The organism is Pseudomonas sp. MWU12-2319 (genome assembly GCF_023242525.1).
GTDB classification, from domain to species: domain Bacteria; phylum Pseudomonadota; class Gammaproteobacteria; order Pseudomonadales; family Pseudomonadaceae; genus Aquipseudomonas; species Aquipseudomonas gingeri_D.
Map to the genome: position 1 here is coordinate 353,711 of NZ_JALJES010000005.1, position 17,220 is coordinate 370,930.

General features: G+C 60.8%; 16 protein-coding genes. 14 read left to right on the forward strand and 2 right to left on the reverse strand.

Annotated features, from left to right (window positions below; all coding sequences use genetic code 11):
* Window positions 1-15: 15 nt before the first annotated feature.
* Window positions 16-2,223 (forward strand): EAL domain-containing protein, encoded by a 2,208-nt coding sequence (locus M5C01_RS11340; protein WP_152737913.1) that lies wholly within the window; start codon window positions 16-18, stop codon window positions 2,221-2,223.
* A 197-nt stretch (window positions 2,224-2,420) separates the two neighbouring features.
* Window positions 2,421-4,595 (forward strand): hypothetical protein, encoded by a 2,175-nt coding sequence (locus M5C01_RS11345; protein WP_103496321.1) that lies wholly within the window; start codon window positions 2,421-2,423, stop codon window positions 4,593-4,595.
* A 167-nt stretch (window positions 4,596-4,762) separates the two neighbouring features.
* Here M5C01_RS11345 and M5C01_RS11350 read toward each other — a convergent pair whose 3' ends face one another.
* Window positions 4,763-5,068, reverse strand: coding sequence for a DUF2288 domain-containing protein (locus tag M5C01_RS11350; protein ID WP_103496320.1), 306 nt, complete (start codon window positions 5,066-5,068; stop codon window positions 4,763-4,765).
* A gap of 361 nt (window positions 5,069-5,429) precedes the next feature.
* Between M5C01_RS11350 and M5C01_RS11355 the strand changes: the two genes are divergently transcribed.
* The 9 genes from M5C01_RS11355 to M5C01_RS11395 all read left to right on the forward strand — a co-directional run bounded on the left by M5C01_RS11355 (window position 5,430) and on the right by M5C01_RS11395 (window position 13,144).
* The gene (locus M5C01_RS11355) at window positions 5,430-6,548 is read left to right on the forward strand and encodes a branched-chain amino acid ABC transporter substrate-binding protein (RefSeq protein WP_152737910.1); all 1,119 of its coding nucleotides are present in this window, start codon (window positions 5,430-5,432) and stop codon (window positions 6,546-6,548) included.
* A gap of 227 nt (window positions 6,549-6,775) precedes the next feature.
* On the forward strand, window positions 6,776-7,699 hold the full coding sequence (gene livH, locus M5C01_RS11360; protein ID WP_103496317.1) for a high-affinity branched-chain amino acid ABC transporter permease LivH: 924 nt from the start codon (window positions 6,776-6,778) through the stop codon (window positions 7,697-7,699).
* A complete protein-coding gene (locus tag M5C01_RS11365) occupies window positions 7,696-8,949 on the forward strand; it encodes a high-affinity branched-chain amino acid ABC transporter permease LivM (RefSeq protein WP_103496316.1) in 1,254 nt (417 codons plus the stop codon). Before livH ends, M5C01_RS11365 begins: the two co-directional genes overlap by 4 nt.
* Window positions 8,946-9,713: a high-affinity branched-chain amino acid ABC transporter ATP-binding protein LivG gene (livG, locus tag M5C01_RS11370; protein ID WP_152737907.1), complete on the forward strand. Its 768-nt coding sequence runs from the start codon at window positions 8,946-8,948 to the stop codon at window positions 9,711-9,713. Before M5C01_RS11365 ends, livG begins: the two co-directional genes overlap by 4 nt.
* Window positions 9,714-10,415: an ABC transporter ATP-binding protein gene (locus M5C01_RS11375; RefSeq protein ID WP_103496314.1), complete on the forward strand. Its 702-nt coding sequence runs from the start codon at window positions 9,714-9,716 to the stop codon at window positions 10,413-10,415.
* A 216-nt stretch (window positions 10,416-10,631) separates the two neighbouring features.
* The gene (locus M5C01_RS11380) at window positions 10,632-10,940 is read left to right on the forward strand and encodes a DUF2282 domain-containing protein (protein ID WP_152737904.1); all 309 of its coding nucleotides are present in this window, start codon (window positions 10,632-10,634) and stop codon (window positions 10,938-10,940) included.
* Window positions 10,941-10,986: 46 nt separating this feature from the next.
* Window positions 10,987-11,871 (forward strand): DUF692 domain-containing protein, encoded by an 885-nt coding sequence (locus M5C01_RS11385; RefSeq protein ID WP_152737901.1) that lies wholly within the window; start codon window positions 10,987-10,989, stop codon window positions 11,869-11,871.
* Complete coding sequence (locus tag M5C01_RS11390; protein WP_152737899.1) at window positions 11,868-12,644, forward strand: DNA-binding domain-containing protein; 777 nt, start codon at window positions 11,868-11,870, stop codon at window positions 12,642-12,644. Before M5C01_RS11385 ends, M5C01_RS11390 begins: the two co-directional genes overlap by 4 nt.
* The gene (locus tag M5C01_RS11395) at window positions 12,641-13,144 is read left to right on the forward strand and encodes a DoxX family protein (RefSeq protein WP_103496311.1); all 504 of its coding nucleotides are present in this window, start codon (window positions 12,641-12,643) and stop codon (window positions 13,142-13,144) included. The genes M5C01_RS11390 and M5C01_RS11395 overlap by 4 nt, the downstream gene beginning before the upstream one ends.
* Here the strand turns inward: M5C01_RS11395 and M5C01_RS11400 are convergent.
* Window positions 13,135-14,049 (reverse strand): LysR family transcriptional regulator, encoded by a 915-nt coding sequence (locus M5C01_RS11400; RefSeq protein WP_103496310.1) that lies wholly within the window; start codon window positions 14,047-14,049, stop codon window positions 13,135-13,137. The genes M5C01_RS11395 and M5C01_RS11400 overlap by 10 nt on opposite strands.
* Before the next feature lie 105 nt (window positions 14,050-14,154).
* Between M5C01_RS11400 and M5C01_RS11405 the strand changes: the two genes are divergently transcribed.
* From M5C01_RS11405 to M5C01_RS11415, 3 genes are all read left to right on the forward strand, one after another.
* Window positions 14,155-14,754 (forward strand): short chain dehydrogenase, encoded by a 600-nt coding sequence (locus M5C01_RS11405; protein WP_152737896.1) that lies wholly within the window; start codon window positions 14,155-14,157, stop codon window positions 14,752-14,754.
* 68 nt (window positions 14,755-14,822) lie between these two features.
* A complete protein-coding gene (locus tag M5C01_RS11410; RefSeq protein WP_178129818.1) occupies window positions 14,823-15,494 on the forward strand; it encodes a hypothetical protein in 672 nt (223 codons plus the stop codon).
* Window positions 15,495-15,602: 108 nt separating this feature from the next.
* The gene (locus M5C01_RS11415; protein WP_152737890.1) at window positions 15,603-17,216 is read left to right on the forward strand and encodes an NAD(P)/FAD-dependent oxidoreductase; all 1,614 of its coding nucleotides are present in this window, start codon (window positions 15,603-15,605) and stop codon (window positions 17,214-17,216) included.
* Window positions 17,217-17,220 lie beyond the last annotated feature (4 nt).

Genomic DNA, 17,220 nt, shown 5'->3' on the forward strand with positions numbered 1-17,220 from the left:
CAAGTAGGGCATGCTATGGAATGGCTGGGCTTGCATTTTGTTAACGAGCTTCCCGAAACCGGGCAGCTGCTGCTCAATTGCAGCCACAATCCGTTGCTAGTGCTATTGGCTTATCTGGTGGCCTGCGCGGCCTCTTTTGCCATGCTGGACATGGCCGAGCGCGTCGGTCATGTGGAAAAACCTTCGCAACAGCGGATCTGGCGCTGGGTAGGTGCCTGTTGCCTGGCCGGTGGCATCTGGGCCATGCACTTCATCAGCATGCTGGCATTCCAGGTGCCCATCGACATTCAATACGACCTGTCGATCACCCTCTCCTCCCTGCTGATCGCCCTGCTGGCCTCCTTCCTGGCCATGCACACCCTGGGGCATCCCGAGCTGCGCACCTCACAGTACGTGCGCGCCGCGCTGTTCATGGGATTGGGCATCGCAGCCATGCACTACGTCGGCATGTCGGCGTTGCAATCGAGTGCGGTGCAGTACTACAACCCCGGTCTGGTCGGTCTTTCTGTCCTGGTGGCCATCGGCACCAGTCTCGGGGCCCTGGTCTTGTCACGGCGCTTTCGCACCGGCAGCGGGATCTTTCACCAACTGCTCAAATACACCGCCAGCCTGGTGATGGGCGCCGGCATCTTCAGCACCCACTTCATCGGGATGTGGTCGTTGCACCTGATGCTGCCGGCAGGCAGCGCCTTGCCCGCACTGGCGGACAACCATCACCAGCAATTGGGCATGACCATCGCCCTGATCACCCTGCTGATCATCGGCAGCAGCATCAGCGCGGCCCTGGCGGACAAGAAGCTGCAGGGCAAGGAACACGACCTGCGACGGGTCAACGCCCTGCTCAGCCAGCTCGACCAGGCGCGCCTGTCACTGGCGCAAGTAGCCCATTACGACGCCCTGACCAACCTGATCAACCGCCGCGGTTTCAATCAGATCTTCGCCGAACGGCTGATGGAGCGCAGCACCAACGGCGGCATGCTGGCGGTGATGTTCCTCGATATCGACCACTTCAAGCGGATCAACGACAGCCTCGGCCACGATGCCGGCGACGAACTGCTCAAGGTCATCGCCGGACATATCAAGAGCGCGACCCGCAGTCACGACGATGTGGTGGCACGCTTTGGCGGCGACGAGTTCTGCATCCTCATCGGCCTGCACAACCGCGAAGAAGCCCGGCACATGGCCCAGCGTATCATGCTGAAAATGAAGGAGCCCATCGAGCTGGCCGGGCGACGCATGGTCATGACCACCAGCATCGGCATCAGCGTGTTTCCCGATGACGGCAAATCCTGTGAGGAACTGCTGAAAAACGCCGACCTGGCGCTGTACCAATCCAAGGGCGCGGGGCGCAACAGCCTGCACTTCTTCAGCTCCAACCTGAAAACCCGCGCCACCCTGGAGCTGCAACTCGAAGAGGAACTGCGCCAAGCCCTGCGCGACGGCAGCGGCCTGGCGCTGCACTACCAACCGATCTACGACCTCAAGAACGGCCAGGTCGCCAAACTCGAAGCCCTGGTGCGCTGGCAACACCCCCAGCACGGACTGCTCTCGCCCGACCGGTTCATCGGCATCGCCGAAGCCAACGGGATGATCGCCGAACTCGACGGTTGGGTCATGCGCAAAGCCTGCGAGGACCTGGCCTGGCTCTCCGAGCGCGGCTGCGACGAACTGAAGATCGCGGTGAACTGCTCGGCCCTGAACCTGGCACGGGAAGAACTGGCCGATGAAATCGAAAATATCCTGTGTGCCGCCGGCATGCCACCCCAGCGCCTGGAACTGGAAGTCACCGAGAACGCCCTGATGGGCAATATTTCCAGCACCCTGCAACTGTTGCGGCAGATCCGCAGCCTCGGCGTGTCACTGTCCATCGACGATTTCGGCACCGGCTACTCGTCCCTGGCCTACCTCAAGCGCCTGCCCCTCAACACCCTGAAAATTGATCGCTCGTTCATCCTCGATGTGCCCAAATCGACCCAGGACATGGAAATCGTCCAGGCGATCATCGTCATGGCCCACACCCTGCACTTGCAAGTCGTCACCGAAGGCGTCGAAACCCAACAGCAGTACGAATTCCTCGCGCACTACGACTGCGACTTTATCCAGGGCTACCTGCTCAGCCGACCGGTTCCGCTCGAGGAGTTGTTACCGGTGCTGCGCCAGCTCGACCTACACTGGCAATTGCCCAGCACCGCGTTCAATCCGCTGATAGTACAAAATTCATAAAAAGTTCCACGCCAATTAAAGAACGCCAATTTTTGGCCGATCCATCGGTACTACAAGCAAGGATTCCCCCTAGGGTAGCCTAGGGATAAACCCTATCGCTCAGGCCAATATCGCGAGGTACAGTCGCGATCTCTCACTCCGTGATGGCGCGTTGATACCCCTTCGACCGCCGAACCAGACCAGGCAAATGGCGCACAATGACCTCTAAAAATACTCCAGCCAACGCAGTATCCGATCTGATAGCGCCCACGGTCGCGGAAAAACCCTACAAGGCCTATTCAACTCCCCGTCCGCTGTCGACTCAGCAATACCTGTACTTCACCGAAACCAACACCGACCGCATCCTCGACAACCTCGACGGCCTGCGCGACATGGTGTTCCCCCGCTCGCCCCATACCGAAGGCGAAAGCGAGGCGCGCCGCGAGCAGGAATTCCCATCGGTATGCCTGATCGGCCTGGGTCGCTGCGGTTCGAACATTGCCCTGGATGTCGCGGAACTGGTGTACAACGCCCGCAAGTTCTACCTCAACGAGTTCAACAACGAAGACAAGGTCAGCGACAAGGGCTACCGCCCGGCGCAATGGATCCGCAACAACCTGCGCCTGGTACAGAACAAATCCGCCAAACCGGTGTTCCTGGTGGAGCCACTGGTGATGCTCGGCGACCTGGACAAGGACATCGCCGGGCGCATCCGTTTCTCGCGCAAGGGCGAGAAAAGCGGTTTTATCCGCGACTACAGCAAGATGAAGATCATGGACCTGTCGGAAGTCCATGCCGGTGGTGCGGGCAACGCGCCGATCCTCGGCCAGTACCTGGCCAAGATCATCCTGAACAAGGACACCCAGCGCTTCTCCAGCCCCGACTGGAAGATGATCCACTCGTACCTGATCGACTCCTGCGGCATCAAGGCCAACCAGTCACGCCTGTACTTCTCGATCTTCAGCGCCGGCGGCGGTACCGGTTCAGGCATGGCCTCGGAATTCGGCCTGGCCCAGCAATACTCCTACATGAACAAGACCTTCGACACCAAGCCGGCCGACGAGCACGACAGCAAGAGCGGCCACTCCTTCGTGTTCGAACCGATCTTCACCAGCGGCATCTGCGTACTGCCGAATATTTCCGACCACCGCAGTGAAATGTCCGAAGCACTGCACATCAACGCCGGTCGCCTGCTCTGCAAGTACCTGTCCGAAGAGTGGGACTTCTCGTACAACTTCGACAATGACGACAGCAGCGAAGCCAGCGTCATGGGCCGTATTCGCCCATGGAACGCGATGATGCTGATCTCCAACGACATCATGCGTTATGCCGAAGAAAGCGATGACGGCAACATCCAGAACATTGATGTCAATGCCATGGAGAAACACGCCAACCAGTACATCTCCCAGCAGATCTTCAACATCCTGACCGCCCAGGCGGTAACCACTGACTACGACCAGAACTATTTCCGGCGTGCCGGCATCGACATCGGCGAGACCATTCGCCTGGATGCCAACGACCTGTTTATGAGCCTGGCCGGCCCGGTGGCGATTGCCTACGCCGAATCCGTGGTACCGGAACAGCCGGCGCCCACCGGCGACAAGTTCAAAGTGTTCGAGAAAGAACCCCAGCGGCTGAATATCGACGACCTGTTCTTCCGTTCCATCGACCTGCCGCACTTCAACAAAGTGACCCAGGCGATCGAAGGCATCAGCCTGCTGCCGATCGAGTCCAAGCGCTATCGCGCGGCCCTCGACCAGTACAAGACCTCGGGCTACGACGCCGCGGCGCTGCACGACCTGCACTTCTTCAAGAACTGCTCGTCGGTGGTCTCGATCGTCTCCCTGCCCAAGGACTACAAACTGTCCTATATGGACCTGAACCGGCTCAAGACCCACCTCAACAGCCTGTTCCCCAACACCACGCTCAAGCGCTACGCCCTGGTGATCGGTGCCTCGGCGAACCTGTCGCTGACCACCCTGATCGCCAAGAGCCCGTGCCTGTCGGACGACTTCCTGACCCTGATCGTGGCTTTTATCAAGCGTTGCTTCGCACGTAACCCGTACCGTTTCGACGATACGCTGGACAACTCGATGCTGGACTTCATCACCCGCGATGAGTTCGACGAAGACAGCCTCGACGAATTGCTCAACGAGTTCGAAAACCCGGCGAAAATCCTCGATACCAACTGGTACGCGATCAAGCCGATGTACGAGAAGAAGTACCGCGAGCTGATCAACGACAAGGAAAAGTTCGTCTCGATCAACGATATCCGCCTGTCCCGCGACTGCGTGAAGAAGGCGATCAAGTACCTGCGCGAGATCTACCGTCACCGCATCGGCAAGACCAAGGTCATTTCGCTGAACAACCACACCGGCAAGACCGAGTACTAGAAAAGCTCCCACGAGCCGCAAGCCATTGGCTGGCGACTCGTGGGGTGCATCTGTCTCTGTGCATTTTCTCCACGGGCAAACTGCCATTACTGCGCAACGCAGTTACTGACCTACACACCGGCAAGCTATAAACGCACAAGGGTTATGCACTATTAGTGGGCGCTGAATTATTTTGTTGCTCTTTCCTGGATCATCACCCAGGGCGAAACCACCACCGCCCACAACTCCGGATCGCGTTCGAAAAGATCCAGCGCCCGCGACTCAGACACCTTGGCGAGCTCCCCGCTCGCCAGCCATGCGGCGACTTTCCCAGCCTGGTTCTCGGCCACGGCCTCGGCGGCGGCGATCAGATCCAGTGCCGGCTCGACCCACAATAGGGCACCCCGGGCAAAGAACGGTTGCAGCTCTTCCCAGCGAATAGATGCAGTTTCACCAAGCAGCTTGGCATAGAGGGTGCTAGGTTCTTGAATCATGGGGTTCCACCTGAGAAAAAATCGGCGCAATCATAACGTCGAGGCTCGCTTGGAAACACCCAGATGAAACTGAAGGGGTGATCGAGGGGATGGAAGGCGCCAGGGATTGCAGCTGAAAGCTAGCAACATCCAGACAAAAATCTGCATGATAATCTGCCGCTATTCTGTCTTTTTCTTTCACTTAAGCGACATATCTCGATTTTGCCTCCGGCTGCCCGCTATCCAATCGATGAGGGCGCACACTAAACTGTATCGGTACAGTTGCCGGGGCAAGAACCGGGATATCGGCGTTAAATCTGACCCGGTCCCACAGCTCCGGCCGTAGGACTCTAAAAACTACAACAGCAAGAGTGGAGCACTAATGACTAAGCAGATTTCCAAACTGTTCGCCGCTATGGTTCTGGCCGGGGTTGCCAGCCATTCTTTCGCTGCAGACACCATCAAGATCGGCATTGCCGGCCCGAAAACCGGCCCTGTGACCCAATATGGCGACATGCAGTTCATGGGCGCGAAAATGGCCATCGAACAGATCAACGCCAAGGGCGGCGTCGACGGCAAGATGCTCGAAGCCAAGGAATACGACGATGCGTGCGACCCTAAACAGGCCGTAGCCGTGGCCAACAAAGTGGTCAACGACGGCGTCAAATTCGTAGTCGGTCACCTCTGCTCCAGCTCTACCCAACCGGCTTCGGATATCTACGAAGACGAAGGCGTGATCATGATCACTCCGGCTGCCACCAGCCCGGAAATCACCGCTCGCGGCTACAAGATGGTGTTCCGTACCATCGGCCTGGACAGCGCCCAGGGCCCTGCCGCCGGTAACTACATCGCCGATCACGTCAAACCGAAAATCGTTGCTGTCCTGCACGACAAACAGCAATACGGTGAAGGCATCGCCACCGCGGTCAAGCAGACCCTCGAGAAGAAAGGCGTGAAGGTTGCCGTCTTCGAAGGCCTGAACGCCGGCGACAAGGACTTCTCCTCGATCATCCAGAAACTCAAGCAAGCCAACGTCGACTTCGTCTACTACGGCGGCTACCACCCGGAACTGGGCCTGATCCTGCGTCAGTCCAAGGAAAAAGGCCTGAACGCCAAGTTCATGGGTCCGGAAGGCGTCGGCAACGACTCCATCTCGCAAATTGCCCAGGACGCTTCCGAAGGCCTGCTGGTGACCCTGCCGAAGTCCTTCGACCAGGATCCGGCCAACAAGGCCCTGGTAGATGCGTTTGCGGCCAAGAAAGAAGACCCGACCGGCCCATTCGTATTCCCGGCCTACTCGGCTGTGGAAGTCATCGCCGAAGGCATCAAGGCCGCTAAGAGCGAAGACACCGCCAAGGTGGCAGCCGCCATCCACGCCGGTACCTTCAAGACTCCGACTGGCGACCTCAGCTTCGACGCGAAGGGCGACCTGAAGGACTTCAAGTTCGTGGTCTACCAATGGCACTTCGGCAAACCGAAAACCGAAGTATCCCCTCAGTAAGTCAGGCCTGACCGGTCAAGAAGCCCACTGTGCAAGCAGTGGGCTTTGTTTTACGAGGTTTATGGGCCCGACACCCGCGATCCGGGAGCTGGCTCACCTGAAAATCTTAAAACCGTCACCAGCGGTTCGCTGGCAAACGCTCGTGCCGACGTGGCCACAGACCACGGCACCGGGCCGGAACATGACTCCACCAGTGAAATGCGTATCGGGTTTTTAGGAGCGCTGTAATGCCTGAGATCTATCACTTCTTCCAACAGCTGGTTAATGGCCTGACCATTGGCAGCACCTATGCCTTGATTGCCATTGGCTACACAATGGTTTACGGCATTATTGGAATGATCAACTTCGCCCATGGCGAGGTGTACATGATTGGTTCCTACGTGGCCTTCATTGCCCTTGCCGGGCTGGCCATGCTGGGTATCCACTCACTGCCGCTGTTGATGACCGCCGCGTTTATCGCGTCGATCGTCGTGACCAGTGCCTATGGCTACAGTATCGAGCGCGTTGCCTATCGCCCCTTGCGTGGCAGCAACCGCCTGATACCGCTGATTTCCGCCATCGGCATGTCGATTTTCCTGCAGAACACCGTACTGCTGTCCCAGGACTCCAAGGACAAGTCCATCCCCAACCTGATCCCGGGGAGCTTCTCCTTCGGTCCAGGCGGCGCAGAGGAAGTGCTGATTTCCTACATGCAGATCCTGGTATTCGTCGTCACCCTGGTGGCCATGACCGGACTGACGCTGTTCATCTCCCGTTCACGCCTGGGCCGCGCCTGCCGCGCTTGCGCCGAAGACATCAAGATGGCCAACCTGCTGGGTATCAACACCAACAACATCATCGCCCTGACCTTCGTCATCGGCGCCGCCCTCGCGGCGGTAGCGGCCGTGCTGCTGAGCATGCAATACGGCGTGATCAACCCCAACGCGGGCTTCCTCGTGGGCCTGAAAGCCTTTACCGCGGCAGTCCTGGGCGGCATCGGCAGTATTCCGGGCGCCATGCTCGGCGGGCTGGTGCTGGGGGTGGCCGAAGCCTTTGGCGCCGACATCTTCGGCGACCAGTACAAAGACGTGGTGGCATTCGGTCTTTTGGTTCTGGTGCTGTTGTTCCGGCCGACCGGCATCCTGGGCCGTCCGGAGGTTGAGAAAGTATGACTAAATATCTCAAATCGGCGCTGTTCAGCGCCTTGCTGGTGTGGGCAGTAGCGTTCCCAGTACTCGGGCTCAAGCTGAGTATCGTCGGGATCAACCTCGAAGTGGAGGGCACGGGTCCCGTCACCCTGGGCATCATCGCCCTGTGCTCGATCCTGATGTTCCTGCGGGTGCTCTTCAGCCAGCAGTTCAGTGCAATGTTCAAGTCGAACCGTGGTCCGCTGGTTTCGCCCAAGGTCGGTCAGTTCCTGACCCTGCCGCGCACCCAGCGCTGGATCATCATCGGCCTGATCGTGACCGCGTTGATCTGGCCGTTCTTCGGCTCGCGCGGCGCGGTCGACATCGCCACCCTGATCCTGATCTACGTGCTACTGGGCCTGGGCCTGAACATCGTGGTCGGCCTGGCCGGCCTGCTCGACCTGGGTTATGTCGGCTTCTACGCGGTAGGCGCCTACACCTACGCACTGCTGTCGCACTACTTCGGCTGGAGCTTCTGGATCTGCCTGCCGCTCGCCGGCCTGATGTCGGCCACTTTCGGCTTCCTGCTGGGCTTCCCGGTCTTGCGCTTGCGCGGTGACTACCTGGCCATCGTAACCCTGGGCTTCGGGGAAATCATCCGGCTGTTCCTGCGTAACCTCACCGACCTCACCGGCGGCCCCAACGGCATCAGCAACATTCCCAAGCCGACCTTCTTCGGGCTGTCGTTCGAACGTAGCGCCGCAGAGGGCGCGCGGACCTTCCACGAATTCTTCGGGTTGGCCTACAACCCGGTGAACAAGGTGGTGTTCCTGTACCTGGTGGCCCTGTTGCTGGCCTTGCTGGCGTTGTTCGTGATCAATCGCCTGCTGCGCATGCCCATCGGCCGCGCCTGGGAAGCATTGCGTGAAGACGAAATCGCCTGCCGCGCACTGGGCTTGAATCCTACCGTGATCAAGCTCTCGGCCTTCACCCTGGGCGCCTGCTTCGCCGGTTTCGCTGGCAGCTTCTTCGCCGCGCGCCAAGGCCTGGTGACGCCGGAGTCGTTCACCTTCATCGAGTCGGCGATCATTCTCGCCATCGTCGTGCTGGGTGGCATGGGCTCGCAACTGGGGGTGATCCTTGCCGCCGTGGTGATGATCCTGCTGCCGGAGCTGATGCGTGACTTCAGCGAATACCGCATGTTGATGTTCGGCGCCCTGATGGTGTTGATGATGATCTGGCGTCCACAAGGTCTGCTGCCCATGCAACGTCCTCACATGGAGCTGCGTAAATGAGCCCTGAGATCCTGAAAGTAACCGACCTGAGCATGCGCTTCGGTGGTCTCCTGGCAGTCAATGGCGTGGCCCTGACCGTCCAGGAAAAACAAGTGGTGGCCTTGATCGGCCCGAACGGCGCCGGCAAGACCACGGTGTTCAACTGCCTGACCGGGTTCTACAAGCCGAGTGCCGGCAGCATCCTGCTCGACGGCCAGCCGATCCAGGGCCTGGCCGGCCATGAGATTGCCCGCAAGGGCGTGGTACGGACCTTCCAGAACGTGCGTCTGTTCAAGGACATGACCGCAGTGGAAAACCTGCTGATCGCCCAGCACCGGCACCTGAACACCAACTTCCTCGCCGGCCTGTTCAAGACCCCATCGTTCCGCAAGAGCGAACGCGAAGCCATGGAATACGCCGAGTACTGGCTGGACAAGGTCAACCTGACCGAGTTCGCCAACCGCCCGGCGGGCACCCTGGCCTATGGTCAGCAACGTCGCCTGGAAATCGCCCGCTGCATGATGACCCGCCCGCGGATCCTCATGCTCGACGAACCCGCGGCCGGCCTGAACCCGCGGGAAACCGACGACCTCAAGGCGCTGATCAGTGTGCTGCGTGAGGAACACAACGTCACGGTGCTGCTGATCGAGCACGACATGAAGCTGGTCATGAGCATTTCCGACCATATCGTCGTGATCAACCAGGGCACACCGTTGGCCGACGGCACGCCACAACAGATCCGCGACAATCCCGACGTGATCAAAGCCTACCTGGGGGAAGCGTAAATGCTGCAATTCGAAAACGTTTCCACCTTCTACGGCAAGATCCAGGCCCTGCACAGTGTCAACGTGGAGGTTCGCCAGGGTGAAATCGTCACCCTGATCGGTGCCAACGGCGCGGGCAAATCGACGCTGCTGATGACCCTGTGCGGTTCACCGCAGGCCCATAGCGGCAGTATCCGCTACCTGGGCGAAGAGCTGGTGGGGCAGGAATCTTCGCAGATCATGCGCAAAAGCATCGCGGTGGTGCCGGAAGGCCGTCGCGTGTTCTCCCGCCTGACCGTGGAAGAAAACCTCTCCATGGGCGGCTTTTTCACCGACAAGGGCGATTATCAGGAGCAGATGGACAAAGTCCTGGGACTGTTCCCACGTCTCAAGGAACGTTTCAACCAGCGCGGCGGCACCATGTCCGGCGGTGAACAGCAGATGCTCGCCATTGGCCGGGCGCTGATGAGCAAGCCGAAACTGTTGCTGCTGGACGAACCGTCCCTGGGTCTGGCGCCGATCATCATCCAGCAGATCTTCGATATCATCGAACAGCTGCGCAAGGACGGTGTGACAGTATTCCTGGTGGAGCAGAACGCCAACCAGGCACTGAAAATCGCCGACCGTGCCTATGTGCTGGAAAACGGCCGGGTGGTGATGGAAGGCAGCGGCAACGACCTGCTGACCGATCCTAAGGTGCGTGAAGCGTATCTGGGCGGTTGATGCCCCGGCGAAACCCGCAAAGCCCCGATTTATCGGGGCTTTTCTTTGACCGGCGAAACATCGGGAAAGCCTTGCCGGGTACCGCCGCGAAAAATAGTCGATTATTTTTGCCGCTGGCTGTAACAACCACTAGCCTCGAGGCTCAAGTAAAGCAAGAAAGCAATGAAACCCAACCAACCCCTGCTTTCATCATTGAAGACACATCGGAGATCGACCATGAGCACTTCCACTACCCGCACCCTGTCCGCCGCCACCCTCGCCCTGGCCCTCGGTTCTGCCCTGAGCATGGCGGCATTGCCGATGAGTGCCCACGCCGCCGACGGCGTGGAAAAATGCTTCGGTGTGGCCATGGCAGGCAAGAACGACTGCGCCGCCGGTGCCGGTACCACCTGCGCCGGCACTTCGACCAAAGACTTCCAGGCCAACTCCTGGAAGTCCGTGCCAAAAGGTACCTGCTTGAGCACGAAAAGCGAGACCTCGCCCACCGGCAAGGGTCAGCTGGAAGCCTTCACCCCCAAGGCCTGATCAACCAGAGCCCTGCCACCTGTCAGCCTGAGCGCCGAAGATGCCCATGTCACTGCAACCCATCCCTCTTCACCGCGCTCAGGCCCTCGGGCCCGGGCTCCCGCCCCGTGCCGGGCTGGGGCTCAAGACCGAACATTTTCAGACGGTACTCGAAACGCGCCCCGACCTCGGTTTCTTCGAGGTCCACGCCGAAAACTACATGGTCGCCGGCGGGCCGTTTCATCATTACCTGGGTTTGATCCGCGAACAGTATCCGCTGTCGTTGCACGGCGTCGGTTTGTCCATTGGTGCCGAAGGCCCATTGGACAGCGAGCACCTGAAGCGCCTGGCGACACTGATCGAGCGCTATCAACCCCAATCCTTTTCCGAACACCTGGCCTGGTCGACCCACGGCCCGGTGTTTCTCAACGACTTGCTGCCGCTGGCCTACGACCCCGCCACCTTGCAGCGGGTCTGCGAGCATGTCGACCAGGTGCAAAGCACCTTGAAACGTCCAATGCTGCTGGAGAATCCCGCGACTTACCTGCAATTCCAGCGCTCGACCCTGGATGAGGCGGACTTCATCAGCGAAATCATCCGCCGCACCGGTTGCGGACTGCTGCTGGACGTGAACAACGTCTACGTCTCCAGCATCAACCACCAGCGCGATCCGCTTGCCTACATTGAGGCCCTGCCGCTGCACGCCGTGGGAGAAATCCATCTGGCCGGCTTTGCCGAAGATACCGACAGCCTCGGTGACCGTCTGCTGATCGACGATCACGGCGCGCCCATCGACCAGGCGGTCTGGGCCCTTTATCAACAGGTGCTGGCGAAGATCGGGCCGATGGCGACCCTGATCGAACGCGACAACCGGCTCCCCGCCTTCGCCGTGCTCCTGGCCGAAGCCGGGCAGGCCGAGGAATTACTGAAACAGGCCGAGGTGAGAACATGAGCGACCAGGCCAGCTTCAGCGCCGCGCTGCTCGACCCGCGGTTGCCTTGCCCACCCGGCCTGTGCAGCCGCAACGGGGCCGACCCGGCCAGTCGTTTCGCGGTGTATCGCAACAATGTCCAGAGTTCGCTGATCAACGCCCTGGCGGACAGCTACCCGGTGGTCATGGCCCTGGTCGGCGAGGAGTTCTTCCGTGCCATGGCCGGCCTTTATATCCAGCACTTCCCGCCCATCAGCCCGATCCTCAACGACTACGGCCAGGACTTCGACAGCTTTATCCAGGGCTTCGCCCCGGCGGCGAGCGTGCCTTACCTGGCCGACGTGGCCCGCCTTGAGCGCTTGCGGATCAACGCCTATCACGCCGCCGATGCAACGCCCCTGAGTCCGGAACAGATTGGCGTTTACCTCGCCGATCCCGAGGCCCTCAATCGCCTGCAGGTTCACCTGCACCCCAGCGTCGCCGTACTGAATTCGTCCCATGCGGTCGTGTCGCTATGGGAGGCCCATCAAGGCGAAGGCCATCTGGAACAGCTCGACCCGTCGCAAGCTGAAGCCGCACTGGTCCTGCGCCTGAACTGGCGGGTCGAGGTGTTCAAGATCGATATCGGCACCCTGGTATTTATCCAGAGCCTGCAAAACGACTGTCCGCTGGAGTTGGCCCTTGCCTACGCTTATGACGCCAGCACTGCGTTCGATCCGAGCCATGCCCTTGCCCTGTTGATTCGCTACAGCGCCATCATCCACCTGCACCCAGAACAAAAGGCCCGCCCATGAACACTCACACTCAATCGCAGAACCCCATCGCGCGCCTGATCGGGCGGATCATCCAGCTGTTCGAGATGATCCCCTACAGCCTGATTGCCTTTGTCGCACGCTTCTCCATCGCAGCCGTGTTCTGGAAGTCCGGACAGACCAAGGTCGAGGGCTTTGCCGTGGACCTGATCTCCGGCACATTCGATATCGGCCTGCCGCGCCTGGCCGACTCCACCATCCCGCTGTTCGCCAGCGAGTACAAGGTGCCGTTGCTGTCGCCGGAAGTGGCCGCCCACCTGTCGGCCTTTGGTGAACACTTTTTCCCGGTGCTGATCCTGCTGGGGTTCGCCACGCGCTTTTCGGCATTGGCGCTGTTCGGCATGACCTTGACCATCCAGCTGTTCGTCTACCCGAATGCCTACCCGACCCATGGCACCTGGATGGCTATCCTGCTGCTGTTGATGGCCAAGGGACCGGGTGTGTTCTCCATCGATCACTTGATCGCCAAGCGTTATCGCTGAAGCCGCTCCAAGGCCTCGCCGCTACGCTTGAACCAGCCGATCAGATAGTCGGCCAACACCTGCGTACGGCGCGGCAGGCCGCCCTGGTAAGGGTGCACCAGATATAGCGGCATATCGCGGGTACGGTAGTCGCGCAACAGCCAGCGCAGACGGCCATCAGCCAGTTCCGCGGGCAGGACGTAGGACGGCAGGCGGGCGATACCGGCGCCCACCAGTGCCGCTTTCTTCAGCAAGTTGTAGTGATTGCTGGCAAAGGGGCCACCCACCCGCACCCGTAGCAGCTCATGCTGCCGGTGGTATTGCCACTCCTCGCGGCCACTGTAGTGGCTATTGAGCAGACAACGGTGATTGGCCAGCTCCTGGGGCGTCTGCGGCTCGCCGTAACGTTCCAGATAGGCCGGGCTGGCACAGGTCAGTTCGTTCATCACCAGCAATGGCCGAGCCACCAGGCGTTCGTCGTTGCCGACTTCGGTGCGAATCGCCAGATCGAAGCCCTCGCGGGCCAGATCGCGGAAACCGTTGTTCAGGTCCAGCTCGATCTGGACATCGGGATAATCCCGGGAAAACTCCAGCAACAAGCCATCAAAAAAGGTTTCCCCCAGGGACACCGGCACGGTCATGCGCACGGGACCGGCGATATCGTCCTTGAGCCGGGCCAGGGCCTGATGCGCCCGCTCCACTTGCACCACCAGCGCCTGGGCCTGGGGCAACAAGGCCGCACCGGCGGCGGTGAGGCTCAGGCGCCGCGTCGTGCGGTGCAACAACACCACCGAGAACTGCGCCTCCAACTGGCTGATGCGCTTGGACAATTGCCCCTTGCTGCAGCCCAGTTGCTGGGCGGCCAGGGTAAAGCTGCCGGCCTCGACCAACACTGCGAACGCCGCCAGATCATCCATCTCGCTCACTGGATTGTTTCCAAAAGAAAACCAAAGGTTGCCTATTAGCGCGCTTATCAATGGAAAAATCCACTCTAGACTGAAGGCTCAATCACCCACTGGAGGAACCGCATCATGAAAATCCTATTGATTGGCGCCCACGGCACCATCGGCTCGGCCGTGGCAGAGGAACTGGGCCAGCGTCACGAGATCATCAAGATCGGCCGCAACAGCGGTGACCTGCACGTGGACATCAGCGACAGCGCGTCGATTCGCAAGCTGTTCGAGCAAACCGGCAAGTTCGACGCATTGGTCTGCGCCGCCGGTAACGTGAACTTCGTGCCGTTGGCCGAGATGAGCGAGAAGGACTTTGCGCTGGGTCTGCAGGACAAATTGATGGGCCAGGTCAACCTGGTGCTGATCGGTCGCGAGTACGCCAACGACGGCGCCTCGTTCACCCTGACCAGTGGCATTCTGAACCGCGATCCGATCCGTACCGGTGCCTCGGCCAGCCTGGTCAACGGGGCCATCGACGGCTTCGTCAAGGCCGCCGCCATCGAGCTGCCGCGCGGTCTGCGGGTGAACTCCATCAGCCCGAACGTGCTGGTGGAAGCCATGGGCAGCTATGCGCCGTACTTCCGTGGATTCAAGCCGGTGCCGGCGGCAGATGTGGCCTTGGCCTACGCCAAGAGTGTGGAAGGACTGCAGACGGGTCAGACCTACCACGTCGGTTGAATGCCAGCGAGGCTTGTGCAGCTCTCCTGGCCTGAGTAACGTGGCGGCACTTGCCAGGAGACCCCATGATGCGCGTTGCCCGTTCCTTGATGATTTTCGCCCTGCCGCTGTTCACCGCCGGCTGCCAGATGCTTGCACCGGCCACCTCGCATCCCACGGCGGGCCTGAGCCGGATGCAAGGCGAACTCACCAGCGTCGATGGCAAGCTGATGTTCCAGCCCTGCCAGGAACAGCGTCGCTTTGTCGTCAGCGACAGCGGCAACACCAGCGTCCTGCAGCAAGCCGCCAGCCTGTCCGGTCCGTCTGGCAAGCTGTTCGCCGACCTGCGCGGCAAGTTTTCCTCCAGCACGACCGACGGCAGCGACGGCCAGTTGAACCTGCAACAGTACTACCGCCTGGAACGCGGCACCTCCAGTTGCGACGAGCCCAACTTCAAATTCCAGACCGTGATTGCCAGCGGCCACAGCCCGGAATGGAGCCTGAAGGTCGGCGGCAACGGCATGATACTCGAACGCGAAAACCAGCCGCCCCTGGCCCTGCCCTATCTGGAAGAACAACTGGGTGACGGACGCTTCAGCCTGAGCAGCGAAGCCAATGCCCAGCACATCGAGCTGTGGGTCGCGCCGCAGTCCTGCGTCGACAGCAGCACCGGCAGCGTGCGCCACCTGAGCGCCGAACTGCGGGTCAACGGCCAGGTCCAGCGTGGCTGCGGCTATTTCGGCGGCGCCCGTAACGACTGATTCGACGAGCTGCTGTTTTAGCCTCACGGAATCTGGCCGTTGGGGCTTATAATCACCGGTTTGATGTAAAGCCGGCGCGCCCGCGTGGCCCGCACACTGGACCCTGTCATGTTACGAATCACCGAACTCAAGCTGCCGATCGACCATCCCGACGAAGACCTGCGCCCGGCCATCGTCCAGCGCCTGGGCATCGCCAGCGATGACCTGCTCGATTTCACCTTGTTCAAGCGCAGCTACGACGCCCGCAAGAAATCCTCCGAGCTCTGCTTCATCTACACCATCGACCTGTCGGCCCGTGGCGAAGACGCGCTGCTGAAAAAGTTCGCCGAGGACCGCAATGTCAACCCGGCCCCGGACGTCAGCTACAAGGTGGTCGGCCAGGCGCCGGCCGATCTGCAGGAGCGTCCCGTGGTCGTCGGCTTCGGCCCCTGCGGGATCTTCGCCGGGCTGCTGCTGGCGCAGATGGGCTTCAAGCCGATCATCCTCGAACGCGGCAAGGAAGTGCGCGAGCGGACCAAGGACACCTGGGGCCTGTGGCGTAAAAGCGTGCTCAACCCCGAGTCCAACGTGCAGTTCGGCGAAGGCGGCGCCGGGACCTTCTCCGACGGCAAGCTCTACAGCCAGATCAAGGACCCGAACCACCACGGCCGCAAGGTCCTGCACGAGTTCGTCAAGGCCGGCGCGCCGGAAGAAATCCTCTACGTCAGCAAACCGCATATCGGCACCTTCCGCCTCACCGGCGTGGTGGAAAACATGCGCCAGCAGATCGAAGCCCTGGGCGGCGAAGTGCGCTTCCAGCAGCGGGTCACCGATGTGCTGATCGACGACGGCCAACTGACCGGCGTGCAGCTCGACAGCGGCGAACAGATCCACTCCCGGCACGTGATCATGGCCCTGGGCCATAGCGCCCGCGACACCTTCCGCATGCTCCACGGTCGTGGCGTGTACATGGAAGCCAAGCCGTTCTCGGTGGGTTTCCGTATCGAACACCCGCAATCGCTGATCGACCGCGCGCGCCTGGGCAAATACGCCGGGCACCCGAAACTCGGTGCGGCCGACTACAAGCTGGTGCACCACGCCAAGAACGGCCGTTCGGTCTACAGCTTCTGCATGTGCCCGGGCGGCACCGTGGTGGCGGCAACCTCCGAGCCGAACCGGGTGGTCACCAACGGCATGAGCCAATACTCGCGCAACGAGCGCAATGCCAACTCCGGGATCGTCGTCGGCATCACCCCGGAAGTCGACTATCCGGGCGGCCCGCTGGCCGGTATCGAGCTGCAGGAGCGCCTGGAGTCCCACGCCTTTATCCTCGGTGGCAGCAACTACGAAGCCCCGGCGCAACTGGTCGGTGACTTTATCGCCGGCAAGCCTTCCACCGCCCTGGGCAGTGTGGAACCGTCCTACAAGCCAGGCGTGGCCCTCGGCGATCTGGCCCTGGCGCTGCCGGACTTCGCCATCGAAGCCATTCGCGAAGCCTTGCCGGCGTTCGAGCGGCAGATCAAGGGCTATTCCCTGCATGACGCGGTGCTGACCGGGATTGAAACCCGTACCTCCTCGCCGCTGCGCATGACCCGTAACGAGTCGATGCAGAGCCTGAACGTCAAGGGCCTGTTCCCGGCGGGTGAAGGCGCCGGTTATGCCGGCGGGATCCTCTCGGCGGGTGTCGACGGTATCCGTATCGCCGAAGCCGTGGCCCGGGACATGCTGGGGATCGGCGCCTGAGGGG

Coding starts and splice junctions, on each gene's coding strand:
- livH (WP_103496317.1), top strand. CDS start 6,776: ATGCCTGAGATCTATCACTTCTTCCAACAGCTGGTTAATGGCCTGACC.
- M5C01_RS11390 (WP_152737899.1), top strand. CDS start 11,868: ATGAGCGACCAGGCCAGCTTCAGCGCCGCGCTGCTCGACCCGCGGTTG.
- M5C01_RS11340 (WP_152737913.1), top strand. CDS start 16: ATGGAATGGCTGGGCTTGCATTTTGTTAACGAGCTTCCCGAAACCGGG.
- livG (WP_152737907.1), top strand. CDS start 8,946: ATGAGCCCTGAGATCCTGAAAGTAACCGACCTGAGCATGCGCTTCGGT.
- M5C01_RS11385 (WP_152737901.1), top strand. CDS start 10,987: ATGTCACTGCAACCCATCCCTCTTCACCGCGCTCAGGCCCTCGGGCCC.
- M5C01_RS11345 (WP_103496321.1), top strand. CDS start 2,421: ATGACCTCTAAAAATACTCCAGCCAACGCAGTATCCGATCTGATAGCG.
- M5C01_RS11380 (WP_152737904.1), top strand. CDS start 10,632: ATGAGCACTTCCACTACCCGCACCCTGTCCGCCGCCACCCTCGCCCTG.
- M5C01_RS11395 (WP_103496311.1), top strand. CDS start 12,641: ATGAACACTCACACTCAATCGCAGAACCCCATCGCGCGCCTGATCGGG.
- M5C01_RS11375 (WP_103496314.1), top strand. CDS start 9,714: ATGCTGCAATTCGAAAACGTTTCCACCTTCTACGGCAAGATCCAGGCC.
- M5C01_RS11415 (WP_152737890.1), top strand. CDS start 15,603: ATGTTACGAATCACCGAACTCAAGCTGCCGATCGACCATCCCGACGAA.
- M5C01_RS11365 (WP_103496316.1), top strand. CDS start 7,696: ATGACTAAATATCTCAAATCGGCGCTGTTCAGCGCCTTGCTGGTGTGG.
- M5C01_RS11350 (WP_103496320.1), bottom strand. CDS start 5,068: ATGATTCAAGAACCTAGCACCCTCTATGCCAAGCTGCTTGGTGAAACT.
- M5C01_RS11405 (WP_152737896.1), top strand. CDS start 14,155: ATGAAAATCCTATTGATTGGCGCCCACGGCACCATCGGCTCGGCCGTG.
- M5C01_RS11355 (WP_152737910.1), top strand. CDS start 5,430: ATGACTAAGCAGATTTCCAAACTGTTCGCCGCTATGGTTCTGGCCGGG.
- M5C01_RS11410 (WP_178129818.1), top strand. CDS start 14,823: ATGCGCGTTGCCCGTTCCTTGATGATTTTCGCCCTGCCGCTGTTCACC.